Below are 26,763 nucleotides of genomic sequence, written 5' to 3' on the forward strand. Positions count from 1 at the left end.
CCCCGCAGACCGTGCGGCAGCCCGTCCACGGCGCCTCCTTCCACGAGATGTGGCGGGATCTCCGTCCCATCGGGCGGCATGCCGACTCCGGCGGGTACCGGCGGTTCGCGTGGACCGGGGCCGATGCCGAATGCCGGGCCTGGTTCGAGGAACAGGCCCGCGACCGGGGCCTGCACTACGAGGTCGACCGCAACGGGAACCAGTGGGCCTGGCTCGGCGATCCCGCCGCCGGGGACGCCGTCGTCACCGGGTCCCATCTCGACTCCGTACCCGACGGCGGCGCCTTCGACGGCCCCCTCGGCGTCGTGTCGTCCTTCGCCGCGCTCGACGAACTCCGCGCCCGGGGTGCCCGGTTCGACAAGCCCCTCGCCGTCGTCAACTTCGGCGACGAGGAGGGCGCCCGGTTCGGGCTGGCCTGCGTGGGATCCCGACTGGCCGCCGGGCGGCTGACCGTCGAGCAGGCGGGGCGGCTGACCGACGGGGACGGCGTCACGCTGCCGCAGGCGATGGAAGCCGCCGGATACGACCCGGAGGGCATCGGGCCGGACCCGGAGCGGCTCGCACGGATCGGCGCGTTCGTCGAACTGCACGTCGAGCAGGGCCGGGCCCTGGACCTGTCGGGCGACGCCGTCGGCATCGCCAGCTCCATCTGGCCGCACGGACGCTGGCGGTTCGACTTCCGCGGCGAGGCCAACCACGCGGGCACGACACGACTCGTGGACCGCCGGGACCCCATGCTGTCGTACGCGGAGACCGTGCTCGCCGCCCGCCGGGAGGCACGGCTGGCCGGCGCCGTCGCCACCTTCGGCAAGATCTCCGTCGAGCCGAACGGCGTCAACGCCATCCCCTCCCTCGTGCGCGGCTGGCTCGACTCCCGCGCCGAGGACCAGACGACGCTGGACACGGTCGTCCGCGCGATCGAGGAGGCGGCCCGCGACTACGCCCAGGAGCACGGGATCGAACTGGACGTCGTCCGGGAGTCCTTCACGCCCGTCGTCGAGTTCGAACACGCCCTGCGGGACGAGCTCGCCCGCATCCTGGGCCGGGACACGGCCGATCTGAAGGTGCCGGTGCTCGGGACAGGCGCCGGACACGACGCCGGGATCCTCTCCGGGACCGTCCCGACCGCCATGCTGTTCGTACGCAACCCGACGGGCGTCTCGCACTCCCCGGCCGAGCACGCCGCCGAGGACGACTGCCTGGCCGGGGTGACCGCGCTCGCCGACGTACTGGAAGGGCTGGCCCGCAGGTGACGGAGACGACCTACTGGCTCGAACACGCCTGGCTCGGCTCGAACGTCGAGCCAGGCGTGGCCCTCACGGTGACCACCGACGGCTCCGACGGCCGCGTCACCGCCGTGCGCACCGGGACGCCCACCCCGCCTCCGGGCGCGGTCGTCCTGCGCGGCCTGACCCTGCCCGGCCTCGCCAACGCCCACAGCCACGCCTTCCACCGCGCCCTGCGCGGCACCGTCCAGGTCGGCTCGGGCACCTTCTGGACCTGGCGCGAGGTCATGTACCGGGTGGCGGACCGGCTGACCCCGGACACCTACCACGCCCTGGCCCGCGCCGTGTACGCGGAGATGGCACTGGCCGGGATCACGGCCGTCGGCGAGTTCCACTATGTGCACCACGCTCCCGGCGGCACCCCGTACGCCGACCCGAACGCCATGGGCGAGGCGCTCATCGAGGCCGCCGCCGAGGCGGGCATCCGGATCACCCTCCTCGACACCGCCTACCTCTCCGCCGGCTTCGGCAAGGCGCCCGACCACCACCAACTCCGCTTCTCCGACGGCACGGCCGAGGCCTGGGCCGAACGCTGTTCAGTTCTCAAGGACCGGGATCACGCGCGGATCGGTGCGGCCGTGCACTCCGTACGGGCCGTGCCGGCCGGGCAGTTGGCGACGGTGGCGCGATGGGCCGAGGAACGGCGGGCCCCGCTCCATGTGCACCTGTCGGAACAGACGGCGGAGAACGACGCCTGCCACGCGGCACACGGCTGCACCCCCACCCGGCTCCTCGCCGAGCACGGCGTGCTGGGCCCCCGCACCACCGGCGTCCACAACACCCACCTCACCGACGAGGACATCGCCCTCATCGGCGACAGCGGCACCGGCACCTGTATGTGCCCCACCACCGAACGGGACCTCGCGGACGGCATCGGACCGGCCGTCGCCCTGCAACGGGCGGGCTCCCCGCTCTCCCTCGGCTCCGACAGCCACGCCGTCGTCGACCTGCTCGAAGAGGCGCGCGCGATGGAGCTGAACGAGCGGCTGCGCACCCGCACCCGCGGACACTGGACGGCGGCGGCCCTCCTGCGGGCGGCCTCGGCCGACGGACACGCGGCGATCGGCTGGGACGACGCCGGTGCCCTGGAGACGGGCGCGCTCGCCGACTTCACGACGATCGCGCTCGACTCCGTCAGGACAGCGGGGCCGCTTCCACGGCTCGGTGCGGAGACGGCTGTATTCGCCGCGTCGGCGGCAGACGTGTCGCACACGGTGGTGGGAGGTCGGCACGTCGTACGGGACGGGGCGCACGCGCTCGTACCGGATGTGCCGAGAGCCCTCGCGGACGCCGTCGCCGCACTGCGCGGATGACCCCCGCCGGCCCGCCCGCGCGCCCGGCCCCCGACCCTGATTCCGAACCGACCGCCGACCAGGCAACCAAGGACGCCATGAGCAGCCCGACGACCGACAGCCCCGCCCACTCGGCGAGCACCGCCAGCACGCTCATCACCAACATCGCTGCCCTGGTCACCAACGACCCCTCTCTCGGGGACGGTTCCCCCCTCGGACTGATCCAGGACGCGGCCGTCGTCATCGACGGTGAACGCATCGCGTGGACCGGTGATCAAAGCAAAGCACCCGCCACTGACAATCGCGTCGACGCCGGTGGGCGGGCGGTGATCCCGGGCTTCGTGGACTCCCACTCCCACCTCGTCTTCGCGGGCGACCGGACCGCCGAGTTCAACGCCCGTATGTCCGGCCGGGCCTACAGCGCGGGCGGCATCCGTACGACCGTCGCCGCCACCCGCGCCGCCACCGACGAGGAACTGGAGGCCAACCTCACCCGTTACCTCCGCGAGGCACTCCGCCAGGGCACGACCACCTTCGAGACGAAGTCGGGTTACGGCCTGACCGTCGAGGACGAGGCACGGGCCCTGCGCATCGCCGCGCGGCACACGGACGAGGTGACGTACCTCGGCGCCCACATCGTCTCCCCCGACCACACCGAGGACCCCGCCGCGTACGTGGCCCTCGTCACCGGCGAGATGCTCGACGCCTGCGCCCCGTACGCCCGTTGGATCGACGTCTTCTGCGAGAAGGGCGCCTTCGACGGCGACCAGGCCCGCGCGATCCTCACGGCGGGCAGGGCCAGGGGCCTGCACCCGCGCATCCACGCCAACCAGCTGTCGTACGGCCCCGGCGTCCAACTCGCCGTGGAACTGGACGCGGCGAGCGCGGACCACTGCACCCACCTCACCGACGCGGACGTGGACGCCCTCGCGCACAGCCGTACGGTCGCCACGCTCCTCCCCGGCGCCGAGTTCTCCACCCGCGCCCAGTGGCCGGACGCGCGCCGCCTCCTCGACGCGGGCGTCACCGTCGCCCTCTCCACCGACTGCAACCCGGGCTCGTCGTTCACCTCGTCCGTCCCCTTCTGCGTCGCCCTCGCCGTGCGGGACATGGGGATGACGCCGGACGAGGCCGTCTGGTCGGCCACGGCCGGGGGCGCCAGGGCGCTCCGCCGCGACGACATCGGCCGCCTCACGCCGGGCGCGTACGCCGACCTCGCGCTGCTGGACGCGCCCAGCCACGTCCATCTCGCCTACCGGCCGGGCGTCCCCCTGGTCACGGGCGTGTGGCGCAGGGGCGTACGCGTGCTCTGACCGCGTCGGACGTGGACCGGTCTCAGCTGTGGACCGGCCCGGCGCCCGCGCGCCATCGTTGTCCGTCACGTCCGGACGCCTCGGCGAAGGAGACGGAGCCGAGCGCGTCCGGGGTCACGGCGTGCCCCGGCGCGATCGCCGGGCGGATCATTCCGCGGGAGTCGACCTCGAACCGCAGGTTGTCGCCGTTGTCCCCGTCGAGCGAGTCACAGTCCCAGATGCCCACACCGTCGTCGGTCGCCCCTCGGCTGTCGAGGCACAGATCGGGATCGGCGAACGACTGCAGGGCGTCCCGGTGGGAGTCCAGCCGCCAGCGCTGGGTGGCGCGCGAGGAGCAGGTGGCCGTCACGACGTCGGTGCCCTTCTCCAACTCGCCCCGGATGTCCAGGCACAGGCCGGACGAGGCGTTCACCACCTGCGTGTAGGCACCGTTCAACGGGGGCCCGTACGGCAGTGACGGCTTCGTGGGGCCGGACGTCGACCGACTGGGGCTCGGGCTCGGGCTCTTCGTCGGCTTCTCCTTCTGCGGAGGCTTCGAGGGGCTCGCGGTCTCCGAGGGCGTCGGGGACGGTGCGGGGCTCGGCGGGACGGTCGGGGTCACAGCGCCCGAGGGAGGTACGGCGGGCGTACCGCCGGAACCCGCCTCGTCGTCGGACGACGAGCCGACCGAGCCCGAGAACACCAGGAACGCCAACAGCGGCGCCAGCGCCACCCCCAGGGCCACCGACGTCAGCGCGACCCGACGCGACGACGACCATGTGGCCCCCGACGCCCGGGCCCCGTCCCGCCCGCCGGCCCGGCCACCGACCCCGCCGGCCCGGCCACCGACCCCGGCGGAACCTGTCGTCCAGGCCCGGTCCACGCGCCCGGTCACACCCGCCGTGCCTGGCCCGGGACCGGCCGACCTGCCGACTCGCGCGTCAGATCCGGGCTCGTCCCACGCCTCCGCGCCACCCCCCGTGCCGCCTCGGTCGCCGGGGCCGGGGGCGGCCCATGGCTCCGCTCCGGTCGGCGTGCGGGCCTGGTCGTCGACGCCGGGGCCCGGCCACGCCTCCGCCCCGGCCGACGAACCACCCGGGTTCTCCGCTCCGGTGCCGCTCGCCGCTCGCTCTCTGCCACCGGCGTCGGAGCCGCCACCCGAGCCGCCTGCTCCGCCGGATCCTGATCCGGAGCCGAAGCCGGTCCCCGCCCAGGCCGCTGCCACAGAGGCAGAGGCCTGGGCAGCCGCAGCCGCAGCCGCAGCCGCAGCCGCAGCCGCCGAGCCCGTCCCCGCTTCTGCCCAGCCTCCCGCCCCGGACCCGGACCCCGGCGCTGTCCCCCTCCCGGCCCCAAGCCCCCGCTCCGCGCCCTCACCTGTCGCTTCCGCCCCGGCCCTGTCGCGCCCTCCGGTGCCGTCCCACGGCCCCGTACCGTCCCGGGCCCCGTCGTCACCCTCGGCCCGCGTGCCCGCGCCACCCCGCGCGTACGCCGTACCGCCCCACGGCAGGAGCCCCTCCGCAAGGGTCGCGCGAGGGCTGTCGCGCAGGGCGCACAACTCCTCGTACGCGCCGGTGCAATGCGGGCAGTGCTCCATGTGGGCTTGCAGATCGGTGCTGTGGCGCGGGGTGTCCGGCCGTACGGACTCCTCGATCAGTCGGCGGAAGTCCTGGCAGCGCGGGTCGTCGGAGGCGCCCAGGCGCACCCGCAGACAGGCTTGGCGCAGGGCGTGGAGCGCGGACTCCCGCTTGTACGTCACCTCGTCGGGCGTGACGCCGAGGAGCACGGCCGTGCGGGCGTCCGGTTCACGCTCCACGACGCCGTACCAGATGAGGCCCTGCGGCCGGGGCGGCAGCAGTTCGAACGCCGCGAGCAGGGGCGGGACGCGGCCGCCGGGGCCCGCCGTGTCCAGCACGACGCGCAGGGCGGGGGCGAGACCGGTCGCGCCACCGTCCGCGGACCAGCCGGCGGCGACCCGCGCGGTCAGCAGGAGCAGCCGATGGCGCCACGGGACGGTCGGCTCGATCCCCCGCGCCGTCTCCTTGGTGGCGACGGTGAACGCCTGCGTCGCCAACTCCCGTGCCGAGGACTCGCTCGCGGCGCACAGTCGGGCGTAGGCGAGGACCGAGGCGTGGTGGCGCTCGCGCAGTTCGCGCAGGGCCGTGTACGCGGTCGGCGAGTCGGAACGCAACAGCGCGGTGAGCCGCGCGTCCGACGCGTTCGCGTGCCGGTGCTCCAACCCACCGTCGGGGCGTGCGCCCGGCGCACCGGTGTCCTGCTGGTCCTCATGGCCGTCGTCGCCGCCGGGGCGCTCGTCCCGAGCCCGAGTCATCCTCGTGCCTCCTCGCACCCCCGTGTCCGCCAGTCGGCTTCTGGCATACCGAACAGTCTGGCGCGTGACCATAGTGGCGGAAGGTGAACCGGGGGGAAGGGGTTTCTTGCGGTAAGGGGGTGAGAGGGAGTGAGACAGGGGTCGGGACGAGAACGGTTCGGCCGGGTACGTGAGGAGTGTCGTGACTCCCACCGCACCCGGCCGACTTGGATCTCCGAGAGCTCCGACGCTCACTCCTCCAGTGTCAGCCCCTTGCGCAGGCGTACCAGCGTGCGGGACAGCAGTCGGGAGACGTGCATCTGGGAGATGCCCAGTTCGTCCCCGATCTCGGACTGCGTCATGCCGGCCACGAACCGCAGGGACAGGATCTTCCGGTCGCGCGGCGGCAGTTCGGCGATCAGCGGCTTCAGGGACTCGACGTACTCGATGCCTTCGAGGCCGTGGTCCTCGTAGCCGATCCGGTCCGCCAGGGCGCCCTCGGAGTCGTCCTCCTCGGGCTGGGCGTCCAGCGACGAGGCGGTGTACGCGTTCGACGCCGCCATGCCCTCGACGACCTCGTCGTTCGTCAGCCCGAGGCGCTCCGCCAGCTCTCCCACCGTCGGAGCGCGATCGAGCTTCTGCGCCAGCTCGTCGCCGGCCTTGGCCAGGTCGAGCCGCAGCTCCTGGAGTCTGCGCGGCACCCGCACGGACCAACTCGTGTCGCGGAAGAAACGCTTGATCTCGCCGACGATCGTCGGCATCGCGAACGTGGGGAACTCGACGCCCCTGCTCAGTTCGAAGCGGTCGATCGCCTTGATGAGGCCGATCGTGCCGACCTGGATGATGTCCTCCATGGGTTCGCTGCGCGAGCGGAACCGGGAGGCGGCGAACTTCACCAGGGCCAGGTTGAGTTCGACCAGGGTGTTGCGTACGTACGAGTACTCGTACGTGCCTTCCTCAAGGGATTCGAGCCGCTCGAAGAGGGTCTTGGACAGGGCTCGTGCGTCCACCGGTCCCACCTCGTCGTACGGGGGGATCTCCGGCAGATCGGCGAGCGCGTCGCCCGGATTGTGGGCGAGGTCGTCCTGCGTCTCTTCCGGGGCGGATGCCGACGTCGCCCTCTGGGTATGCGATGCGTCGAGCCGGGGTGACATGATGTCCTCCATCGTTCTCGGCATATGGCCGCCGATGCCAATACGTGCACTGCGGTGTGCGGCGCCTCCAAAGCCGGCCGTGTCGATTGGTGTCAGTACTAGCCCTACCCGGTTTCCTGACGTCGTCGCAAGTGCCTCCTGTGGCGAAATGTCCCTTTGCGGGCGATTGTTCAGGTGTCGGGGAGTGTGGAGAAGGCGTAGTGTTCGAGGGCGAGTCAGCAGTCACGACGGTCGGGAGAGAGACGGCATGGACCGTGGGACGGTCGGCAGCGCACAGTCGGGCCGACTACGGGTCGAGGTGCGGGAAGAGGGCCCCAGCGCCGTCGTGACCCCGGCGGGTGAGCTCGATCACCACACCGCCGATCTGTTGCGTGAGCCACTCGAGAGCTGCCTGGACAAGGGCTTCACACGTCTGGTGGTGGACTGCTCACGCCTGGAGTTCTGCGACTCCACCGGGCTCAACGTCCTGCTGGGCGTGCGGCTGCGGGCGGAGTCGGCGGGCGGTGGTGTCCATCTGGCGGGAATGCTCCCGGCGGTGGCGCGGGTCTTCGAGATCACCGGGGCGGACGCGGTGTTCACCGTCCACGACACGCTTGAGGCCGCCCTGGGCGACTAGGGCCGTGGCCGACCCGCCCGTGACCATCGTCACGGGTGGCGTCGCCCGGACCGGTCGGCGATGTCGCGTCGGTCACGGCGACGGCGTCGGGTCGGTGGCGTCGGCCGGTCGTGCGCCCCGGGTCGTCCCTCAGGTGTCGCACTCCGACCGCCGGGTTATTCGCGTCACAGGTTCTGTGCCGAAAACGTGGGTGTTCTGACGGTTCGCTCGGGCAGGAGACATCCTGAACGTGTCGGTGGTGACCCGGAGACGACCGGGTCCCGGCCCGGCGGCTCGGCGCTACGGCGAGGTGCGACGGAAGTACGGATGGCGCAACGGATGACAGCTGAAACGGCATGTACCGCGGGTCTTCGTCCCGCACCCTTGATGAGTCCTGAATCGTGAACTGGTGAATCGGTGAGGTGAAGCGCTGATGAGCACCACCCGGCCTTTCTCGCCGGGCGACCGCGGCCCGGAACCGGGTGCCGGCGGCGCTTCCGGGGTGCCAGGCGGAGACCCGCCCGAGGCCCCCGCCGCGAGCCGCCTCCCCCGTCGGCTCGCCTTCGACGGCGAGAGCGGGGTGGTGCCGCTCGCCCGCGACTTCACCCGCCAGGCGTTGTACGCGTGGGGGTGGTTGCCGGCCGCGACCGCGGACCAGCGGGCCGCGGCCGAGGACGTGCTGCTGGTGGTGTCCGAACTGGTCACCAACGCCTGCCTCCACGCCGGGGGTCCGTCCGAGCTGCGGATCGGGTGCGACAACAAGGTGCTGCGCATCGAGGTGTCCGACCGGGGGACGGGCAGCCCGGCGCCCCGCACACCGCATCGAGCCGGGCGGCCGGGTGGGCACGGGATGTTCATCGTGCAGCGGCTCTGTCTGGACTGGGGGGTCGTACGGGCTCCCGGGGCGTCCGGAAAGACGGTGTGGGCGGAGCTGGGGGCACCCGCTTAGCCGAACTCCGCCGGGCGGGCCGCACCCGCTGCCGGGCGACCCGCACCCCGCCGCCGGGCGACCCGCGCTCTCGCGCCCGACAGGCGGAGCCTCTCGTGCCCGGCCTCATGCCCGGCCTTTCGTGCCCGCGAGGCGGAGCCGCCGTCGACGCGGTCCTCCCGCGTGCTGCCGGCAGCCGGGGCCCGTCGCCGCGATGTCGCCCCAGGTTCATCGACACACATCCGACACTTGCGCGTGTCTTCCTTCTCCAAGAGCCCCGGCGTACCTTGAGCCGCCGATCTGATGTTCCGTCAGAATGTGGGGTGCCGAGGTGTCGTACCGGACGTACCAGAAACGAACCGCCGCGCTCGCGTCCCTCGCGGCCCTGGCCGGCTCGGCGGTGCTGATGGCCGCCCCGGTGGCCCATGCCGAGGTCGTGGACGTCGAGTACAACTGCAAGACGCCGATCGGGGACAAGTCCGCGGTGTCGCCCATCGACATCAAGGGGGTCGAGAGCGGCGACGGCTACAAGATCACGATGTCGTGGCAGAAGGGTGTGTCGTCCAGCCCGGTCGAGCTGGGCAAGGGCGCGATGACGCCCAGCGCCACGATCGAACTGGGCGGGGCCGAGAGCGGCACGCTCACGGTGACGGGGCCGGCGAACCAGGAGGCGATCCCGGCCAACACACCGATCAAGATCAACGACCTGAGCGGCACGTACACGCCGAAGGAGACCGGCAAGGTCGAGTTCACCGCGGGTGTGCTCACCATCAAGGCCCTCGGCACGGTGACCACCTGCACCCCGGGCAACGATCCCGGGCCGTCGCTGACCCTCGACGTCACCGCCGCGGGCGGGAGCGCCTCGGGCGGTTCGGGGGGCGGGTCCGACACCGGTGGCTCGGGCGGCTCGAACGGATCGGGGAGTACGGGTGGTTCGGGCGATGAGCTGCCGCAGACCGGCCCGCTGGACTCGGCGGTCGCACTCGGCACGCTCGGCGGCACGGTGCTGCTCGCGGGCACGGCGGGGGTGCTGTGGGTGACGCGCAGGAACCAGGCGGTACGTCGCTGACGGGAGCCGAACGTGATCAGAAGGCGGCGGACCCCGGCGTCGTGCGCGCTCTCGGGCTCGACCCCGTACGCGACTTCCCACGCGCCCTCGCTGAGGGTGCTCACGGGAGTGGGACTCGCCCTTGCCCTGGCGCTCCTGTCGCCCCTCGCGGACGGGACCGCGAAGGCGACGGCGCAGTCGCGGACGCAGGGGGCCGCCCAGCCGCAGGGGCGGGCGGCCGCGGCCGAGCCGACCGTGAAGGTGTCCAAGTCGGAGGCGGGGACCGGGGGTTCGGTCACCGTGACGGGGAGCGGCTGGCGGCCGAAGGCGATCCTGATGGTGCTGATCTGCGGTCGGTCGACGCCGTCGAGGGGTGTGCCCGGAGGCACCGACTCCTGTGCCAACGCCGACGGGCGGGCCGTGACCGCCGACGACAAGGGCGGATTCCGCCGGGAGTTGCCGGTCGCGGAGCCGCCGGTGCCGTGCCCGTGTGTCGTGCACGTCTCCACCATCACGGGGCCGAAGGCCGACGCCGACGCGGCGTTCCAGGTCGCCGGGCACTCGGTCGAGCCGCTGCCGCAGGAGGTGACCGGCGGACGGCTGTCGCTCCTGGCGGACGGTCGACTGACGGGCTCCAGCGGGCTGTTGACCTGGTTCGGGGCGCCGCCCACCCGCGAACTGGTCCTCACCGTCGGCAACGTCGGGACCTCCCCGGTGAAGGACCCGGTGTTCCAGGTCGGCACCTCCCACGGTGTGTTCGCGCCGCGCTGGGAGGAACAGCGGTGGCGCGGCACGGTCCCGCCCGGCGGCAAGGCCCGTGTCACCCTGCCCGTCGACCTCGCGGCCGGGGCCCACGGCCGCTACACCGTCTCCCTCAAGTACGGCGGCAGGGTCCTCACCGAGCAGCCGTGGAACGTGGGCCGCCCCTGGGGCGTCACCCTCTTCTGGCTGATGCTCTGTCTCGTCGTACCCGCCGCGCTGTTCCGGATCGGCATGGCGGTGGTGGACCGCGTACGGCCGGGGCGCGAGACTCCCGAACGGAAACGTCGGAGGCTACGCGTCCCCGATCTCCCCGCCTGGGTCCCCGGACCACCCCCGTCGACCGCGGCCCACGCCCAACCCCGCACCCCGCCCCCGCCTCGCACACCCTCGATGCTTCCGTGGTTCACACCGGATACGGATACGGACACGGCCACAGACGCCCGTCGAAGCAGGTGACGTCGAAGCAGGTGACGTAGAGGCAGGTGACGTCGAAACAGGTGGCGTAGAAGCACGTGACGTCAAAGGGCCGCCGTACCCCCAGGTGCGGCGGCCGTCCCACGCTCTGTCGTCGGGCGTCGGTCTCAGTTGACGTCGCCCGTGAGGGCCCTGACCTTCTTGCGGTACATGTAGATCGCGAAGCCGGCGAGGACGGCGAGGGTGGCCTCGACGGCGACCATGCCGGTGCCGCTGAGGTCGAAGCCGCCGACGGCCGGGTTGGAGAGCAGGCCGGTGATCGAGTCGCCCGCGGTGACCGCGAGGAACCAGACGCCCATCATCTGGCTGGCGTACTTGGCCGGGGCCATCTTCGTCGTCACCGACAGGCCGACGGGGGAGAGGCACAGCTCACCGACGGTCTGGATGAAATAGATGCCCACCAGCCACATCGGGCTGGCCAGGGTGCCGTCCGCGGCCATCCCCAGCGGGATCAGGAAGAAGAAGAACGAGACACCGATGAGCACCAGTGCCATCGCGAACTTCACGGCCGTGCCGGGCTCCCGGCCCTGGCGGTTGAGCCACAGCCAGAGCCAGGCGAACACCGGGGCCAGCGCCATGATGAACAGCGGGTTCAGCGACTGGTACCAGGAGGTCGGGAAGTCGAAGCCGAGCAGCGAGCCGGCCACCTTCTCGTCGTTCGAGCCGAACGCCTGGACCGTGGACGCGCCCTGGTCGTAGATCATCCAGAACACGGCGGCGGCGACGAAGAACCAGATGTAGCCGGTCATCTTCGACTGCTCGGCGGTGGTCAGCTCCTTGTCCCGCTTGATGCGCAGCAGCACACCGGCCGGGACGACCAGACCGATGACCGTCAGCGGGATCATCGCCCAGTTCAGGGTGAAGTGGCCGCTGAGGCCCACGGCGCCGTAGAAGACGGCCGCGACGGCCAGCCAGAGCAGGCCCTTGCGCAGCCAGGCGGCGCGCTCCTCGGCCGCCAGCGGCTTGGGGGCGACGTCGCTCCTCGGGCTCAGGGTGCGGCTGCCGGCGAGGAAGGCGGCGAGACCGATGGCCATGCCGACCGCGGCCAGGCCGAAGCCGAGGTGCCAGTTGACCTCCTGGCCGACGGTGCCGATGGCCAGCGGGGCGAAGAAGGCACCCGCGTTGATGCCCATGTAGAAGATCGTGAAGCCGCCGTCGCGCCGCGGGTCCTCGGGGCCGTCGTACAGATGGCCCACCATGGTGGAGATGTTGGCCTTCAGCAGACCGGAGCCGGCCGCGACCAGGGCGAGGCCCGCGAAGAACGGTGCCTGACCGCCCGGCAGGGCGAGCACCAGATGCCCGGACATGATCGTGACGGCCGCGATCGCCACCGTCTTGCGGGGGCCCCAGACGCGGTCGCCGAGCCAGCCGCCGGGCATGGCGAGCAGATAGACCATCGCCGAGTAGACGGCGACGATCGTGGTGGTGGTGGCCAGATCCATGGCCAGGCCGCCGTCCATGCTCCCCTTGCCGGCGTCGGGGCCGCCGGAGAGCAGGTAGACGGTGAGGAGGGCCTTCATGCCGTAGTAGGAGAATCGCTCCCACATCTCGGTCATGAAGAGAGTGGCCAGTCCGCGGGGGTGGCCGAAGAAGGTGCCTTCGGCGCCGGGGGTTCCCCGGCCGGCCGGGTCCTTCGTCAGGCTGGACGCCATGGTCGTTCCTTGCTGGTCGGGACGGCGCACGTGGGGGGGCGCGCCCACAGGGTTGTTCCGCACGCAAAAGAGACCTTCAGCGCATATATGACGCCAAAGGTCCCCACGTGTAGCTACAGGTGTTCCGTCACCATACGTCAGGGGGTCGCAGGAAACGGAAGGACTTGAGAGGCGGATCACAGGTAAGAAGACCCCGGTGATCGCATATTCGAAGGTCAATCAAGGGTTCATCTCGGGCAGGCGCAGGAGGTGACCGCACAGGGCGCGGCGCGGCGACGCCCCGTTCACGGGATCGACGCGCGATCCCCACCGAACCCGGCCGTCATGTCCACGTGGCGACGCGGATCTTCACCGGCGCCGGACGAAACGCCCACCGCAGTGGATCATGCCCCGCCAGAGTAAGAGAACCCTTGGACAAAGGTGTGAATCGTGCTTGCCGATCACCCTCCACCTGCGGTTCTCGGCGGACTACCATCAGCGCATGACCCGTGTACTGCTCGCCGAGGACGACGCGTCCATCTCGGAGCCGTTGGCTCGCGCACTGCGCCGGGAAGGGTACGAGGTGGAGGTCCGCGAGGACGGTCCCACCGCACTGGACGCCGGAATGCAGGGTGGCGTCGACCTGGTCGTCCTGGACCTGGGGCTGCCCGGCATGGACGGCCTGGAGGTGGCTCGCAGGCTGCGCGCCGAGGGCCACACCGTGCCGATCCTCATCCTGACCGCGCGCGCCGACGAGGTGGACACCGTCGTCGGCCTCGACGCGGGCGCCGACGACTACGTCACCAAGCCCTTCCGGCTCGCCGAGTTGCTCGCCCGCGTCCGGGCCCTGCTGCGGCGCGGCTCGGCGGAACCGGCGCAGCCGCCCGCCACCCACGGCGTGCGGATCGACGTCGAGTCCCACCGGGCGTGGATGGGGGACGAGGAGCTCCAGCTCACCGCCAAGGAGTTCGACCTGCTGCGGGTGCTCGTGCGCGACGCCGGCCGGGTCGTCACCCGTGACCAGCTGATGCGCGAGGTCTGGGACACGACCTGGTGGTCCTCGACGAAGACCCTCGACATGCACATCTCCTGGCTGCGCAAGAAGCTGGGCGACGATGCGGCGAACCCGCGGTACATCGCGACGGTGCGCGGGGTCGGCTTCCGGTTCGAGAAGAACTGAGGCCTGTCGGGGGCTGAGCCGGGCGCCCAGCGGCTGGGGGCCCGCGCGAGGTGTGGCCGGGCGTGGTGTGGCCGGCCGGGCGTGCGCCGCAGCCGATCGCTCGGCTCCCCGCGGCCCTCGCGGTCGCCCGGCTCCCCGCGCGCTTCACGGACGCTCGGCCCCGCCGCGGGTGCCGCACAATCGATGGTCCCAGAACAACCCGCCCCGCCCGGAGGGCAACCGTGCGTCGCCGTCTCATCCAGTCCACCCTCGCCGTGGTCCTCGTGGTCATCGCCGTCTTCGGCGTCTCCCTGGTCATCGTCGAGACCCGCACGATCAGCAGCAGCGCGCAGGAGCGCGTGGAGTCCGAGGCTGTCCAGCTGACGAGCATCGTGGACAGCCGGATCATCGGCGACGAGAGGATCACCGCCGAGGTCCTCCGGGACCAGGTCGGCGACGAGCGTTACGCCCGTATCGAGATCCCCGGCCAGTCCACGATCGAGATCGGCGAGAAGCCCGTCGGCGACGTCATCAGCCACCAGGCCACGGGCGAGAAGGACGAGATCGTCACGGTCGAGGAGTCCCGCTCGGCGGTCAGCCGTGAGGTCGGCCGTACGCTGCTGATCATCGCGGCCGTCGCCCTGCTCGCCGTCATCGCGGCCGTCCTCCTCGCCGTACGCCAGGCCAATCGCCTCGCCTCCCCCCTCACCGACCTCGCCGAGACCGCCGAACGGCTCGGCTCCGGCGACCCGCGCCCCCGCCACAAGCGCTACGGCGTCCCCGAGCTGGACCGGGTCGCGGACGTGCTGGACTCCTCCGCCGAGCGCATCGGCCGCATGCTGACCGCCGAGCGGCGGCTCGCCGCCGACGCGTCCCATCAGCTGCGCACGCCGCTGACCGCGCTGTCGATGCGGCTGGAGGAGATCACCCTCACCGACGACATCGACACGGTGAAGGAGGAGGCGCACATCGCGCTCACCCAGGTCGAGCGCCTCACGGACGTCGTGGAGCGGCTCCTCACCAACTCACGCGACCCCCGCAACGGCTCCGCCGTCTCCTTCGAGCTCGACGAGGTCATCAAGCAGCAGCTGGAGGAGTGGCGGCCGGCCTACCGCAGCGCCGGGCGGGCCGTCGTCAGCTCCGGCAAGCGGCACCTCCAGGCCGTCGGCACGCCGGGCGCGGTCGCGCAGGTGCTGGCCGCGCTGATCGAGAACTCGCTGATGCACGGCGGCGGCACCGTGGCGCTGCGCACCCGCGTCACCGGGAACCAGGCGGTGATCGAGGTCACCGACGAGGGGCCCGGCGTCCCCGCCGAGCTGGGGGCGCGGATCTTCGAGCGGGCGATCAGCGGGCGCAACTCGACGGGCATCGGGCTGGCCGTGGCGCGGGACCTCGCCGAGGCCGACGGGGGGCGCCTGGAGATGCTCCAGGCCCAGCCGCCGGTCTTCGGGCTGTTCCTGTCGCGTACGCCGGTGCGGACGCCTGTCGGCGAGGACCGGCCGGTCAGGTAGGCCGACGGTCGCTCGGCTCTCGGCTCTCGGCTCTCCGTGCTCGGCTCGCGGTGGTCGGTGCGAGGGGCTCGCGGACGCGCCGGGGCCTTCCGGGGCGCATGACGGCGGCTGCGGGGCCGGTGGGGGCTTCTCGCGCCGTTCCCCGCTCCCCGCGCCCCTTCAGGACGTCGCGGGCCTCAGCGGCGCTTGCCCGTGACCGTCGGCGGGTGGGCGGGCTCCGCTTCGAGGAACGATTCCGCGCGGGACACCGTCTCGCGCGCCGGGAGGGCCCGGAACACCCAGGTGCGGTACGACCAGAACCGGAAGAGGGTCGCGACGCCGATGCCGAGGAACTTGAAGATGTTGGACTGGAGCGGGCTGTCCCAGCCGAAGCCGTACGTGGCGGTGTAGAGCACCCCGTTCTCGATCACCAGTCCGACCGCGCTGAACAGCAGGAACAGCGAGAGCTCCTTCGTACGGCCGCTCTTGTCGCGGTCCCGGTACGTGAAGTAGCGGAAGCCGACGTAGTTGAACGCGATGGCGACGACCGTGGCGATGACGCTGGCCCGGACCACCTGGAGCTCGGTGGTGTGCCGCACGAGGTTGAACACCCCGAGGTTCACCAGCAGCCCCGCACCGCCCACCGCGCCGAACTTGGCGACCTCGCGCACGAGCAGGTCGAGCCGGCGGCGCAGGGCGCCACGGGGCCTCGTATCAGGCCCCGAGCTGGTACTTCCCATCGTGTGTGGCCCCCGTAGCTAGGTTCCGGTCGGTGTCGTGCCGGTGGTCAGCCGGCCGCTGTCCCGTCCGAAAAGATCTGAACGATCCGAAATGAGTTGATCTTCGGTCGAAATCCACTGGTTCAGCCATGCTAACCAGCACCCCTGGGCAATGCCTGTGCAGAAGCTCACAGCCGGGGGACGGGGGAGGTCCGGGGGCGGTCCGGTGGGGAAATGGGCGGGGAAATCGGGCACCCGGGAGTGGCCGATTCCGTGGCCGATACCCTGGGGGCGTGACGTTCCCGGTAGTCGGCATGGTCGGCGGTGGCCAGCTCGCTCGTATGACACACGAGGCGGGCATCCCGCTCGGCATCAGGTTCAAGCTCCTCAGTGACACCCCTCAGGATTCCGCGGCGCAGGTCGTCGGCGATGTCGTCATCGGCGACTACCGCGACCTCGACACGCTGCGTGCGTTCGCGCAGGGCTGCGACGTGATCACCTTCGATCACGAACACGTACCCACCGAGCATCTACGGGCTCTGGAGGCGGACGGCATCCCCGTGCGCCCCGGCCCGGACGCGCTCCAGCACGCCCAGGACAAGGGCGTGATGCGCGCGCGGCTCGACGCGATCGGCGTGCCCTGTCCACGGCACCGCATCGTCGCGGACCCCGACGACGTGGCCGCCTTCGCCGCCGAGGGCGAGGGGTTTCCGGTCATCCTCAAGACGGTCCGCGGCGGCTACGACGGCAAGGGCGTATGGGTCGTCCGGTCGGTCGAGGACGCCGCCGAGCCCTTCCGCGCCGGCGTCCCGGTCCTCGCGGAGGAGAAGGTCGACTTCGTGCGGGAGCTGGCCGCCAACGTCGTACGGTCGCCGCACGGTCAGGCCGTCGCCTACCCGGTGGTGGAGTCGCGGCAGGTCGACGGCGTCTGCGACACCGTGATCGCCCCGGCGCCCGACCTGGACGAGGCGCTCGCCCTGCGCGCCGAGGAGATGGCCCTGCGCATCGCCAAGGAACTGGACGTGGTCGGCCACCTGGCGGTCGAGCTGTTCCAGACCCGCGACGGCCGCATCCTGGTCAACGAGCTGGCGATGCGCCCCCACAACTCGGGCCACTGGAGCCAGGACGGCGCGATCACCTCGCAGTTCGCCAACCACGTACGGGCCGTCCTCGACCTCCCGCTCGGCGACCCGCGCCCGCGCGCGAAGTGGACCGTCATGGTCAACGTCCTCGGCGGCGACTACCCCGACATGTACTCCGCGTACCTGCACTGCATGGCCCGCGACCCGCAGCTCAAGATCCACATGTACGGCAAGGACGTGAAGCCCGGCCGTAAGGTCGGTCACGTCAACACCTACGGCGACGACCTGGACGACGTGCTGGAGCGCGCCCGTCACGCTGCCGGTTACCTGAGAGGCACGATCACCGAATGAGCCCGGTCGTAGGCATTGTCATGGGGTCGGACTCCGACTGGCCCGTCATGGAGGCCGCCGCGCAGGCCCTCGACGAGTTCGAGATCGAGTACGAGGTCGACGTCGTCTCGGCGCACCGGATGCCGCGCGAGATGGTCGCGTACGGCGAGGAGGCCGCGGACCGGGGCATCAAGGTGATCATCGCGGGTGCGGGCGGCGCCGCCCATCTGCCCGGCATGCTCGCGTCCGTGACGCCGCTGCCGGTCATCGGCGTGCCGGTGCCGCTGAAGTACCTCGACGGCATGGACTCCCTGCTGTCGATCGTGCAGATGCCGGCCGGTGTGCCCGTCGCGACGGTCTCCGTCGCCGGGGCCCGCAACGCCGGTCTGCTGGCCGCGCGCATCCTCGCCACGCACGACCAGGAACTCCTCGGCCGTATGCGGGAGTTCCAGCAGCAGCTGAACGACCAGGCGACCGAGAAGGGCAAGCGCCTGCGCACCAAGGTCGAGGGAGCGGGCAGCGGCTTCGGCTTCGGGAAGTAGACGTAACCGACATGACGGGGATCACGGGGGACACGGGGGAGATGGCCATGGCATCGCTGGAGGCGGCCCGGGAACTGCTGCGGGAGTTCCCGGTCGCGGACGGGCACAACGACCTGCCCTGGGCGCTGCGTGAGCAGGTCCGCTACGACCTGGACGCGCGGGACATCGCCGACGACCAGAGCGCCTTCCTCCACACCGACCTCGCGCGGCTGCGCGCGGGCGGCGTGGGGGCGCAGTTCTGGTCGGTGTACGTCCCCTCGGACGCGGCAGTCCTGCCGGGGGCCGTCACCGCGACCCTGGAACAGATCGACTGCGTACGGCAGTTGATCGACCGTCACCCGGCGCAGCTGCGGGCCGCGCTGACCGCCGCCGAGATGGAGGCGGCCCGCGCCGAGGGCCGCATCGCCTCCCTGATGGGCGCCGAGGGCGGCCACTCCATCGACAACAGCCTCGCCACGCTGCGGACGCTGTACGCGCTCGGCGTCCGCTACATGACGCTCACGCACAACGACAACATCGCCTGGGCGGACTCCGCGACGGACGAGGCGGCCGTCGGCGGCCTGTCGGCCTTCGGCCGGGCGGTGGTGCGGGAGATGAACCGCGAGGGGATGCTCGTCGACCTCTCGCACGTGGCCGCGACGACGATGCGGGACGCGCTCGACACGTCCACGGCCCCGGTGATCTTCTCCCACTCCTCGTCGCGGGCCGTCTGCGACCACCCCCGCAACATCCCGGACGACGTCCTGGAGCGGCTCCCGGCCAACGGGGGAGTGGCGATGGTGACGTTCGTGCCGAAGTTCGTGCTCCAGGCCGCCGTCGACTGGACGGCCGCCGCCGACGAGAACATGCGGGCCCACGGTCTGCACCACCTCGACACCACCCCCGAGGGGATGGCGGTCCACCGCGCCTTCGAGGAGCGCAACCCCCGCCCGGTCGCCACGGTGTCCACGGTCGCGGACCATCTCGACCACATGCGCGAGGTGGCCGGCATCGACCACCTCGGCATCGGCGGCGACTACGACGGCACGGCCTTCACCCCCGACGGTCTGGGCGACGTCTCCTGCTACCCGAACCTGATCGCCGAGCTCCTCGACCGGGGCTGGTCCCGTCCGGACCTGGCCAAGCTGACCTGGCGGAACGCGGTCCGGGTGCTGGGCGCGGCGGAGGACGTGGCCCGGGACCTCCAGGCCCGTACGAGCCCGTCCAACGCGACGCTGGAACAGCTGGACGGGTGACACCCGGCGCCGTCCGGACCTCACCCGGGTGGCGTAGTGACGGCCCCGCGGCGGCCGTTCAACCCGAACGCCCCACCCACCAGGAAGGCGAGCGGCCTCCGTGCCACGGTGACGAGTACTGCGATCACCCAACGGCTACGGAGGTCCGCCATGGCAGATCTGCAGGACGAACTGCAAGCCGCAGGGGAGGCCGGCGAGCTCGACACGCCTCCCACCCCGACCCGCACCGGGCCCGAGCGGAAACGCGACGGGCGCCCACCGGCGGCGGAGCCGATAGCCCCCGGCGACGGCGGCCACCCCGACGACGGCGAGGCGGACGACGTCCGCCACGGTGGAGCGGCCGGCGGCGGCCAGGGTGGAGCGGCCGACGTCCGCCACGGTGGAGCGGATGTCCCCGAGGCCCCCGGTGACGAAGCCGTCGTGGTGGCCGGACCCGCCGAGCCCTCCTCGGCTTCCTCCCCTTCCTCCGAGCTGGCCGAGGCGGACGCCTTCCTGGTCGAGCACCCCGTCGCCGACGGATACAGCGGGCTGCCGTGGGTCCTGCGTCAGCTGCCCCGGTACGACCTGGAGCTGGGCGAGGGCAGTGTGGACACCGACGTGCCGCGCATGCGCAAGGGACACATCGGAGCGCTGTTCTGGTCGTTGCACCTCCCGGACGGCCTCGCGGGCGAGCGGGCCGTGGGAGCCACGCTGGAGCAGCTGGACCTGGTCCGGACGGTCGTCGACGCGCATCCCGAGGGACTGCGGCTCACGTACAGCGCCGGAGAGACCACCGACGCCCGCAACTGCGGTCGCGTCGCCGTCCTGCTGGGCCCCGCCGGAGCCCCGGCGATCGGTGACTCCCTCGGCATCCTGCGCGCCCTGCACACGCTCGGCCTCAAGGCCCTCACCCTCGCCGGCGCGTCCTGGGCGGGCGAGTCCGGGCTGAGCAGGTTCGGTGAGGAGGTGGTCCGCGAGATGAACCGCATCGGCGTCCTCGCCGACCTCTCCGGAGCCTCCGGGGAGACCGTCCGCCGGACGCTCGCGGTCTCCCGCGCCCCCGTGGTGTGCACCCGCTCGGCGGCCGCCGCGCTGCGGTCCCACCCCGCCAACCTCCCCGACGACCTCCTCGCCGCCCTGGGCGAGGCGCGGGGCCTGTGCATGGTGCCGCTCACCGCGGAGCAGACAGGCCCCTCGGTCCGCGACGTGGCCGACCACCTCGACCACGTCCGCGCGATCGCCGGTCCCGAGTGCGTCGGTCTCTCCGGCACCTACGACTCCGGCGCGGCCCATCCCCGGGACCTCACCGACGCGTCCTGCTACCCCCGCCTCGTCGCCGAACTCATGCACCGAGGCTGGTCCGAAACCGACCTCGCCCTCCTGACCTGGGGCAACGTCCAACGCGTCCTGCGCACCGCCGACTTCACGGCCAGGGCGGCACGTGACCGCCGAGAGGCCTCCACGGCGAGGATCGCGGAGCTGGACGGCTGACGGGGCCGACCGGGCCCCATGAGGGGCGCGGGGCTGTATCCGGATGCGGCTCCGCCGCGTGGGCGCGACCAGCCACGGACGACCCGCGGCCGCCCGATTCCCCGCACCCCTCCCGCCCCTACCGCGCACTCACGCCGCGCACAGACAGAACGGATGCCCCGCGGGATCCGCGTACACCCGGAACCCGCGCTCACGATCCGCCGCGTCCAGCACCGTCGCCCCCAGCGCGAGTACCTGCTTCTCCGCCGCGTCCATGTCCTCCACGTTCAGGTCGAGATGGAACTGCTGCGACCGCTCCGCCGAGGGCCACTCGGGCGCCACGAACCCCGGCGCCCTCTGGAACGCCAGCCGCGCACCCACCCCCGGCACCTCCAGATCCACCCAGTCCCCCTCCCCGGTGACCTTCCCGCCGATCACCTCGGCGTAGAACCCGGCGAGTGCGGCCGGGTCGGGACAGTCCAGAACGACGACATCCAGCGTGGCGATGGCCATGGCCTTCTCCTTGCTCGTTCTCTGCTCATCAGAAGTTCGGTTACCTGATGAGGAGGGTAACCAGTAACGGTTACTTCATGCACCCCTTTAAGAGGTAACGTCACCGGCATGAGTGAGAGAGCGTCCGCCCCGGGCGGCCTGGCCCTCGTCGAGAGCCTGGTGAACACGCTGGACCTGGAGACCGGCGCCGACACCCTGGAGACCCCGCAGGCCCGCGCCGGTCTGCGTCTGGCGGCGGACGAGGACCTCACGGCCGTGCGCGAGCTGCGGGAATCCCTCCGCGCGACCCTGCTGGCCCACGCCGGTCACGCCCCGCACCGGCCGGTGACCCCGCTGGGCACCCTCCTGGCCGCGGCACCGCTCGTCGTCGCGGTCTCCGCCGAGGACGGCTCCGCGAGCCTGCGCCCCGCCGCCGACCCGGCCCCCCTGCTCTCCCGCGTGGCCGCGGCCGTCGCCGAGGCCCTCACGGCGGGCACCTGGCAACGCCTCAAGGCCTGCGAGGCCCCCGACTGCCACTGGGCGTACTACGACCGCAGCCCGGCCGGCCGCGGCCGCTGGTGCTCGATGCAGGTGTGCGGCGCCCGTGCGAAGATGCGCCGCTACCGAGCGAAGTAAGCGCTTCGCCCCCGCCGGGCGCCAGAACGTGGACAATGGGAACAGACGCCGTTCCGGCCGACTGAGCCTCGGCCGGAACGGCGTCACCTTCCGCTGTCCTGCGCGGGGGCCGGAGCCCCCGCCGACGCGGCCCTACGCGGTGGGCCGCCCCATCGCCCGGTACGTCCACCCCGCACGGCGCCACAGCTCCGGGTCCAGCGCGTTGCGGCCGTCCAGCACGAGCCGCGTCGACGCGACCTCGCCCAGCGCCGCGGGGTCCAGCTCGCGGAACTCGCGCCACTCGGTCAGGTGCAGCACGATGTCGGCGCCCCGTACGGCGTCCAGCGCGGTGTCGGCGTACCCGAGGGTCGGGAAGATCCGCCGGGCGTTGTCCATGCCCTTGGGGTCGTAGACGGTGACCTGGCCGCCCTGGAGGTGGATCTGCCCGGCCACGTTGAGGGCGGGGGAGTCGCGTACGTCGTCGGAGTCGGGCTTGAAGGTGGCGCCGAGTACGGCGACCCGCTTGCCCAGGAAGGATCCGCCGCCCAGCGCCTGCCGGGCCAGCTCCACCATCTGCCCGCGCTGGCGCATGTTGATGGAGTCGATCTCCCGCAGGAACGTCAGGGCCTGGTCGGCGCCCAACTCGCCGGCGCGCGCCATGAACGCCCGGATGTCCTTCGGCAGACACCCGCCGCCGAAGCCGATGCCGGCCCGCAGGAACTTCTTCCCGATCCGGTCGTCGTGCCCGATGGCCTCCGCCAGCTTGGCGACATCGCCCCCGGCGGCCTCGCACACCTCGGCCATGGCGTTGATGAAGGAGATCTTGGTGGCGAGGAAGGAGTTCGCGGAGGTCTTCACCAGCTCGGCGGTCGGGAAGTCGGTGAGGACGAACGGGGAGCCCTCCTCGACCGGCGTCGCGTACACCTCGCGCAGCAGCTTCTCGGCCTTCTCGCTGCGGACGCCCACCACGATCCGGTCCGGGTGCAGTGTGTCGTTCACGGCGAAGCCCTCGCGCAGGAACTCCGGGTTCCAGGCCAGCTCGGCGTCCTCCCTGGCGGGCGCGTGCTCGGCGAGATACGCGGCCAGCCGGTCGGCGGATCCCACCGGCACCGTCGACTTGCCGACGACCAGGGCCGGGCCCGTCAGATGCGGGGCGAGCGAGGTGAAGGCCGCGTCGACGTACGACATGTCGCAGGCGTACTCGCCGTGCCGCTGCGGGGTGTTCACGCAGACGAAGTGGATGTCGCCGAAGGCCGCGACCTCGGCGTAGTCGGTCGTGAAACGCAGCCGCCCGCTGGACCCCTCGATCCCGGCGACGTGCTTGCGCAGCAGTTCCTCAAGACCCGGCTCGTACATCGGGACCTCGCCCCGCCGGAGCATGTCGATCTTCTCTTCGACGACATCGAGCCCGAGCACCTCGAACCCCAGCTCGGCCATGGCCGCGGCGTGTGTCGCGCCGAGATAGCCGGTGCCGATCACGGTGATCTTGAGGGCCATGGGTGCTCCTGGTGGTGTCCGGCCGTGGGGCTGTGCACGCGTGCACAGCCGCGTGCATGCGTGCACGTGAGCATAGTCGGGGCGTGTTCGAGCCCTTGACCGGGCAGATTCCCCGGGGGTTCGCGCGGTCTGTCGTCAAACTCACGTACCGGTCGGGTGTGCAGACCTTTAAAATTTGAGTTACTTAACGGTAGTTAGCGTCAGGAGCGTGAGAGACCTTGGCCGGATCGGCTGATTTCGACCTGTACCGCCCGTCCGAGGAGCACGACATGCTCCGTGACGCGATCCGTTCCCTCGCCGAGGCGAAGATCGCGCCCTACGCGGCCGCCGTGGACGAGGAGGCCCGCTTCCCGCAGGAGGCGCTGGACGCGCTCGTCGCGAACGACCTGCACGCCGTGCACGTGCCCGAGGAGTACGGCGGCGCCGGCGCCGACGCGCTCGCCACGGTCATCGTGATCGAGGAGGTGGCCCGCGCCTGCGTGTCGTCCTCCCTCATCCCGGCCGTCAACAAGCTCGGCTCGCTGCCCGTGATCCTGTCCGGCTCCGAGGAACTGAAGAAGAAGTACCTGGGCCCGCTCGCCAAGGGCGACGCGATGTTCTCGTACTGTCTCTCGGAGCCGGACGCGGGCTCCGACGCGGCCGGTATGAAGACCCGTGCGGTCCGTGACGGCGACCACTGGATCCTCAACGGCGTCAAGCGCTGGATCACCAACGCGGGCGTCTCCGACTACTACACGGTCATGGCCGTCACGGACCCGGAGAGGCGCTCCAAGGGCATCTCCGCGTTCGTCGTCGAGAAGTCCGACGAGGGCGTCTCCTTCGGCGCCCCGGAGAAGAAGCTCGGCATCAAGGGCTCTCCGACCCGCGAGGTCTACCTCGACAACGTCCGCATCCCCGCCGACCGCATCATCGGCGAGGAGGGTACCGGCTTCGCCACGGCGATGAAGACCCTGGACCACACCCGCATCACCATCGCCGCGCAGGCCCTCGGCGTCGCCCAGGGCGCCCTCGACTACGCCAAGGGCTACGTCCAGGAGCGCAAGCAGTTCGGCAAGCCGATCGCCGACTTCCAGGGCATCCAGTTCATGCTCGCCGACATGGCCATGAAGATCGAGGCCGCCCGCGCCCTGACCTACCAGGCCGCCGCCAAGTCCGAACGCGGCGACAAGGACCTCACCTTCCAGGGCGCCGCCGCCAAGTGCTTCGCCTCCGACGTCGCCATGGAGGTCACCACGGACGCCGTCCAGCTCCTCGGCGGCTACGGCTACACCCGCGACTACCCGGTGGAGCGCATGATGCGCGACGCGAAGATCACACAAATATACGAAGGTACGAACCAGGTCCAGCGGATCGTGATGGCGCGCAACCTCCCGTAACCCCTCGGGCGTAGTCCGTGCACAGCCCCCGGCACCCCGCCGGGGGCTGTCGTCGTGCGGGACGGACGGGGCGGATTGTTTCCGTCCGCCCGATGGCGGGCCGGGGCGGGGAGGCGTAGGACGGAAGGTGCGCGGGTCCGGCCCCGGACCCCGCTCTCCCACCCACCCCCAGGAGGAGCCATGACGCAGCAGGCCGGGAACATGACCGCGATGAGCAAGGAGATGCAGGACTGCGTCAACGCCTGCATGACGTGCCACGGCGTGTGCGAGGAGACCATGAGCTCCTGCATGCAGGCCGGCGGCCAGGCCCAGATGCAGATCATGCGCGCCCTGATGGACTGCGCCGAGATGACCCGTATGTGCGCGGACATGATGATGCGCCGCTCGCCGCTGTCCGCCGAGATGTGCGCGATGTGCGCCCGCGCCTGTGACATGTGCGCCGAGGCGTGTATGTCCATGCCGGACGATCAGCAGATGATGCGCTGTGCCGAGGCGTGTCGCCGCTGCTCCGAGATGTGCCGGTCGATGGCGGGCGCGACCGCCTGACCCGTCACGCGAACACCCGAACGTCCGAACGTCGAATGACCGAGGGGCATCCCGCCGCGGGATGCCCCTCGGTCACGCTGCCGCCGGGTCAGTTGCCCGACACCGTCACCGTCTCGTCGTTCTTCAACTGCTCCACCAGCTGCTTCACCTTCGCGGTGTCCCACTGGAGGTTGCCGTTGGCGGAGTTGCCGGAGATCGGCATGTTCATCGACTTGCCGTCGCCGCCCGTCACGCCCTTCATCGCCCAGAACATGTCGGCCAGGTCGAACAGGCTCATGTCCTCGTCGACGATCAGGGTGTCCAGGCCCGCGCTCATCGTCGGGTAGAGCTTGAACGGGTTCAGCACCGTGCTCGGCGTCGCCGTCTGGCTGGCGAGGGCCGCGAGGAACTTCTGCTGGTTCTTCGTACGGTCCAGGTCGCTGCCCGCGAGGGCGTAGCGGGTCCGGACGAAGGCGAGGGCCTGCTCGCCGTTGAGGGTCTGCTTGCCCGCCTCGAAGTCGGCACCGGACTTGGTGTCCTTCATGCCGCCCTTCGGGATCTCGATCTCGACCCCGCCGACCGCGTCGACGATGTTCGCGAAGCCCGCGAAACCGATCTCCACGTAGTGGTCGATGTGCAGCCCCGTGTTGGCCTCGACGGTACGGACGAGCAGCTCGGGCCCGTCCTCCGCGTACGCCGCGTTCAGCTTCACCTGGCGGCCGGTGCCCTTGTACGTCTTGCCGGACTCGGAGCCCACGAACGTCGGTATCTCGACGTTGGAGTCGCGGGGCAGCGAGATCAGGGTCGGGCCGCCCGAACCGGTGTGCAGGATCATCATCGAGTCCGTGCGCTTGCCGTCGGCGGACCCGGTGTGGAGCTCCTTCTTCTGCTCGTCGGACAGGCCCGCACGGCTGTCGGAGCCGACGATCAGGTAGTTGGTGCCCTCGCCCGCCTCCGGCCGGTCGATGACCTTCGACAGGTCGACCTCGCGGTTCAGCTTGGAGTCGGCCCAGAAGTACGTGCCGATCGTCGTCGCGAGCAGCACCACGGTGACCGTGATCGCCGTGAGCTTGATGCGGCGCCCCCAGTTCGGTGTCCCGCGCTCGCCCCGGCCGCCGCCGTGTCCGCCGCCGCCCACGCCCCCGGCGCCGTAGACCTGGCCGGTGTTGTAGTCGCTCTGGTAGCCGCCGCCGTACTGGTCGGGGCCGGTGTTGCCGTAGCCGTCACCGTGCGCGTCGCCGTACGACGGCTGCTGGGGCACACCACCCTGAGGGGGTGCCGACGGGCCGCGACGGACCTGGCGCATCACGCGCGGTCCGTCGGGCTGGGCGTAGTCGCCGCCGCGGTTGTTGCCGGACCATCCCTCGGGCCAATCGTTCATGCGCCCCAGTGTGCCGGGTCGGGCTGTGCCCTTTACAAGGGTCGATGAAAAACAAAGGCAGGGCTGTTGCGAAGCCGACACAAATTGCACGGTTTTGTAGG

The 26,763-nt window shown here is 71.6% G+C and carries 23 protein-coding genes; 16 read left to right on the forward strand and 7 right to left on the reverse strand.

Translation table 11 applies throughout. The features are described 5' to 3' along the window. Window positions 1-11: 11 nt before the first annotated feature. The 3 genes from K1J60_RS26515 to hutI are packed head-to-tail and all read left to right on the forward strand — an operon-like array spanning window position 12 to window position 3,891. Window positions 12-1,253, forward strand: a complete 1,242-nt coding sequence (locus tag K1J60_RS26515) for an allantoate amidohydrolase (RefSeq protein ID WP_263013089.1) — start codon at window positions 12-14, stop codon at window positions 1,251-1,253. Further along, window positions 1,250-2,599: a formimidoylglutamate deiminase gene (locus K1J60_RS26520; RefSeq protein ID WP_220648381.1), complete on the forward strand. Its 1,350-nt coding sequence runs from the start codon at window positions 1,250-1,252 to the stop codon at window positions 2,597-2,599. The genes K1J60_RS26515 and K1J60_RS26520 overlap by 4 nt, the downstream gene beginning before the upstream one ends. Beyond that, on the forward strand, window positions 2,596-3,891 hold the full coding sequence (gene hutI / locus K1J60_RS26525) for an imidazolonepropionase (RefSeq protein WP_220648382.1): 1,296 nt from the start codon (window positions 2,596-2,598) through the stop codon (window positions 3,889-3,891). The genes K1J60_RS26520 and hutI overlap by 4 nt, the downstream gene beginning before the upstream one ends. A 22-nt stretch (window positions 3,892-3,913) precedes the next feature. Here hutI and K1J60_RS26530 read toward each other — a convergent pair whose 3' ends face one another. After that, window positions 3,914-6,199: an RICIN domain-containing protein gene (locus tag K1J60_RS26530; RefSeq protein ID WP_220648383.1), complete on the reverse strand. Its 2,286-nt coding sequence runs from the start codon at window positions 6,197-6,199 to the stop codon at window positions 3,914-3,916. Window positions 6,200-6,429: 230 nt separating this feature from the next. Then, a complete protein-coding gene (locus tag K1J60_RS26535; protein WP_220648384.1) occupies window positions 6,430-7,332 on the reverse strand; it encodes an RNA polymerase sigma factor SigF in 903 nt (300 codons plus the stop codon). Between the two features lie 247 nt (window positions 7,333-7,579). Between K1J60_RS26535 and K1J60_RS26540 the strand changes: the two genes are divergently transcribed. The 4 genes from K1J60_RS26540 (at window position 7,580) to K1J60_RS26555 (ending at window position 11,121) form a co-directional block, all read left to right on the forward strand. Then, on the forward strand, window positions 7,580-7,948 hold the full coding sequence (locus K1J60_RS26540) for an STAS domain-containing protein (protein ID WP_033524849.1): 369 nt from the start codon (window positions 7,580-7,582) through the stop codon (window positions 7,946-7,948). 412 nt (window positions 7,949-8,360) lie between these two features. Further along, entirely contained in the window at window positions 8,361-8,876 is a 516-nt protein-coding gene (locus K1J60_RS26545) for an ATP-binding protein (RefSeq protein WP_220648385.1), read from the forward strand. Between the two features lie 295 nt (window positions 8,877-9,171). Beyond that, window positions 9,172-9,924 (forward strand): LPXTG cell wall anchor domain-containing protein, encoded by a 753-nt coding sequence (locus K1J60_RS26550; RefSeq protein ID WP_220648386.1) that lies wholly within the window; start codon window positions 9,172-9,174, stop codon window positions 9,922-9,924. A 12-nt stretch (window positions 9,925-9,936) separates the two neighbouring features. Next, on the forward strand, window positions 9,937-11,121 hold the full coding sequence (locus tag K1J60_RS26555) for a hypothetical protein (RefSeq protein ID WP_398683326.1): 1,185 nt from the start codon (window positions 9,937-9,939) through the stop codon (window positions 11,119-11,121). Between the two features lie 125 nt (window positions 11,122-11,246). Here the strand turns inward: K1J60_RS26555 and K1J60_RS26560 are convergent, their stop codons facing one another. Continuing rightward, the gene (locus tag K1J60_RS26560; protein WP_220648387.1) at window positions 11,247-12,791 is read right to left on the reverse strand and encodes a peptide MFS transporter; all 1,545 of its coding nucleotides are present in this window, start codon (window positions 12,789-12,791) and stop codon (window positions 11,247-11,249) included. Window positions 12,792-13,272: 481 nt separating this feature from the next. On the opposite strand from K1J60_RS26560, the gene K1J60_RS26565 reads away from it, so the two are divergent. Next, on the forward strand, window positions 13,273-13,950 hold the full coding sequence (locus tag K1J60_RS26565; RefSeq protein ID WP_184893268.1) for a response regulator transcription factor: 678 nt from the start codon (window positions 13,273-13,275) through the stop codon (window positions 13,948-13,950). Window positions 13,951-14,171: 221 nt separating this feature from the next. After that, window positions 14,172-15,440 carry an ATP-binding protein gene (locus K1J60_RS26570; RefSeq protein ID WP_220648388.1) on the forward strand — a complete coding sequence of 423 codons (1,269 nt, stop codon included), beginning with the start codon at window positions 14,172-14,174 and terminating at the stop codon, window positions 15,438-15,440. Window positions 15,441-15,616: 176 nt separating this feature from the next. Here K1J60_RS26570 and K1J60_RS26575 read toward each other — a convergent pair whose 3' ends face one another. After that, window positions 15,617-16,159, reverse strand: a complete 543-nt coding sequence (locus K1J60_RS26575) for a GtrA family protein (RefSeq protein ID WP_220648389.1) — start codon at window positions 16,157-16,159, stop codon at window positions 15,617-15,619. A 272-nt stretch (window positions 16,160-16,431) separates the two neighbouring features. Between K1J60_RS26575 and K1J60_RS26580 the strand changes: the two genes are divergently transcribed. From K1J60_RS26580 to K1J60_RS26595, 4 genes are all read left to right on the forward strand, one after another. Continuing rightward, window positions 16,432-17,571, forward strand: a complete 1,140-nt coding sequence (locus K1J60_RS26580; RefSeq protein WP_220648390.1) for a 5-(carboxyamino)imidazole ribonucleotide synthase — start codon at window positions 16,432-16,434, stop codon at window positions 17,569-17,571. After that, complete coding sequence (gene purE, locus K1J60_RS26585; protein WP_220648391.1) at window positions 17,568-18,092, forward strand: 5-(carboxyamino)imidazole ribonucleotide mutase; 525 nt, start codon at window positions 17,568-17,570, stop codon at window positions 18,090-18,092. Before K1J60_RS26580 ends, purE begins: the two co-directional genes overlap by 4 nt. Window positions 18,093-18,139: 47 nt before the next feature. Further along, window positions 18,140-19,327: a dipeptidase gene (locus K1J60_RS26590; protein WP_220648392.1), complete on the forward strand. Its 1,188-nt coding sequence runs from the start codon at window positions 18,140-18,142 to the stop codon at window positions 19,325-19,327. A gap of 150 nt (window positions 19,328-19,477) precedes the next feature. After that, window positions 19,478-20,797, forward strand: a complete 1,320-nt coding sequence (locus tag K1J60_RS26595) for a dipeptidase (protein WP_259407926.1) — start codon at window positions 19,478-19,480, stop codon at window positions 20,795-20,797. A 129-nt stretch (window positions 20,798-20,926) separates the two neighbouring features. On the opposite strand, the gene K1J60_RS26600 is transcribed toward K1J60_RS26595, so the two are convergent. Further along, complete coding sequence (locus tag K1J60_RS26600; protein WP_220648393.1) at window positions 20,927-21,289, reverse strand: VOC family protein; 363 nt, start codon at window positions 21,287-21,289, stop codon at window positions 20,927-20,929. A gap of 108 nt (window positions 21,290-21,397) precedes the next feature. Here K1J60_RS26600 and K1J60_RS26605 point away from each other — a divergent pair, with 108 nt between their 5' ends. After that, complete coding sequence (locus K1J60_RS26605) at window positions 21,398-21,904, forward strand: CGNR zinc finger domain-containing protein (RefSeq protein WP_220648394.1); 507 nt, start codon at window positions 21,398-21,400, stop codon at window positions 21,902-21,904. Window positions 21,905-22,036: 132 nt separating this feature from the next. Here the strand turns inward: K1J60_RS26605 and K1J60_RS26610 are convergent, their stop codons facing one another. Beyond that, complete coding sequence (locus K1J60_RS26610; RefSeq protein ID WP_220648395.1) at window positions 22,037-23,380, reverse strand: UDP-glucose dehydrogenase family protein; 1,344 nt, start codon at window positions 23,378-23,380, stop codon at window positions 22,037-22,039. A gap of 218 nt (window positions 23,381-23,598) precedes the next feature. Here K1J60_RS26610 and K1J60_RS26615 point away from each other — a divergent pair, with 218 nt between their 5' ends. Both K1J60_RS26615 and K1J60_RS26620 read left to right on the forward strand, forming a co-directional pair. Continuing rightward, a complete protein-coding gene (locus tag K1J60_RS26615) occupies window positions 23,599-24,756 on the forward strand; it encodes an acyl-CoA dehydrogenase (RefSeq protein ID WP_259407927.1) in 1,158 nt (385 codons plus the stop codon). A 180-nt stretch (window positions 24,757-24,936) separates the two neighbouring features. Beyond that, on the forward strand, window positions 24,937-25,302 hold the full coding sequence (locus tag K1J60_RS26620; protein ID WP_220648397.1) for a four-helix bundle copper-binding protein: 366 nt from the start codon (window positions 24,937-24,939) through the stop codon (window positions 25,300-25,302). A gap of 88 nt (window positions 25,303-25,390) precedes the next feature. Here K1J60_RS26620 and K1J60_RS26625 read toward each other — a convergent pair whose 3' ends face one another. Next, complete coding sequence (locus tag K1J60_RS26625) at window positions 25,391-26,662, reverse strand: LCP family protein (RefSeq protein ID WP_220648398.1); 1,272 nt, start codon at window positions 26,660-26,662, stop codon at window positions 25,391-25,393. Window positions 26,663-26,763: the final 101 nt, after the last annotated feature.

The sequence above is a fragment of the Streptomyces akebiae genome (assembly GCF_019599145.1).
Classification (GTDB): domain Bacteria; phylum Actinomycetota; class Actinomycetes; order Streptomycetales; family Streptomycetaceae; genus Streptomyces; species Streptomyces akebiae.

Coding starts and splice junctions, on each gene's coding strand:
- purE (WP_220648391.1), top strand. CDS start 17,568: ATGAGCCCGGTCGTAGGCATTGTCATGGGGTCGGACTCCGACTGGCCC.
- K1J60_RS26625 (WP_220648398.1), bottom strand. CDS start 26,662: ATGAACGATTGGCCCGAGGGATGGTCCGGCAACAACCGCGGCGGCGAC.
- K1J60_RS26620 (WP_220648397.1), top strand. CDS start 24,937: ATGACGCAGCAGGCCGGGAACATGACCGCGATGAGCAAGGAGATGCAG.
- K1J60_RS26545 (WP_220648385.1), top strand. CDS start 8,361: ATGAGCACCACCCGGCCTTTCTCGCCGGGCGACCGCGGCCCGGAACCG.
- hutI (WP_220648382.1), top strand. CDS start 2,596: ATGACCCCCGCCGGCCCGCCCGCGCGCCCGGCCCCCGACCCTGATTCC.
- K1J60_RS26530 (WP_220648383.1), bottom strand. CDS start 6,199: ATGACTCGGGCTCGGGACGAGCGCCCCGGCGGCGACGACGGCCATGAG.
- K1J60_RS26610 (WP_220648395.1), bottom strand. CDS start 23,380: ATGGCCCTCAAGATCACCGTGATCGGCACCGGCTATCTCGGCGCGACA.
- K1J60_RS26550 (WP_220648386.1), top strand. CDS start 9,172: ATGTGGGGTGCCGAGGTGTCGTACCGGACGTACCAGAAACGAACCGCC.
- K1J60_RS26590 (WP_220648392.1), top strand. CDS start 18,140: ATGGCATCGCTGGAGGCGGCCCGGGAACTGCTGCGGGAGTTCCCGGTC.
- K1J60_RS26565 (WP_184893268.1), top strand. CDS start 13,273: ATGACCCGTGTACTGCTCGCCGAGGACGACGCGTCCATCTCGGAGCCG.
- K1J60_RS26535 (WP_220648384.1), bottom strand. CDS start 7,332: ATGTCACCCCGGCTCGACGCATCGCATACCCAGAGGGCGACGTCGGCA.
- K1J60_RS26600 (WP_220648393.1), bottom strand. CDS start 21,289: ATGGCCATCGCCACGCTGGATGTCGTCGTTCTGGACTGTCCCGACCCG.
- K1J60_RS26540 (WP_033524849.1), top strand. CDS start 7,580: ATGGACCGTGGGACGGTCGGCAGCGCACAGTCGGGCCGACTACGGGTC.
- K1J60_RS26560 (WP_220648387.1), bottom strand. CDS start 12,791: ATGGCGTCCAGCCTGACGAAGGACCCGGCCGGCCGGGGAACCCCCGGC.
- K1J60_RS26575 (WP_220648389.1), bottom strand. CDS start 16,159: ATGGGAAGTACCAGCTCGGGGCCTGATACGAGGCCCCGTGGCGCCCTG.
- K1J60_RS26595 (WP_259407926.1), top strand. CDS start 19,478: ATGGCAGATCTGCAGGACGAACTGCAAGCCGCAGGGGAGGCCGGCGAG.
- K1J60_RS26605 (WP_220648394.1), top strand. CDS start 21,398: ATGAGTGAGAGAGCGTCCGCCCCGGGCGGCCTGGCCCTCGTCGAGAGC.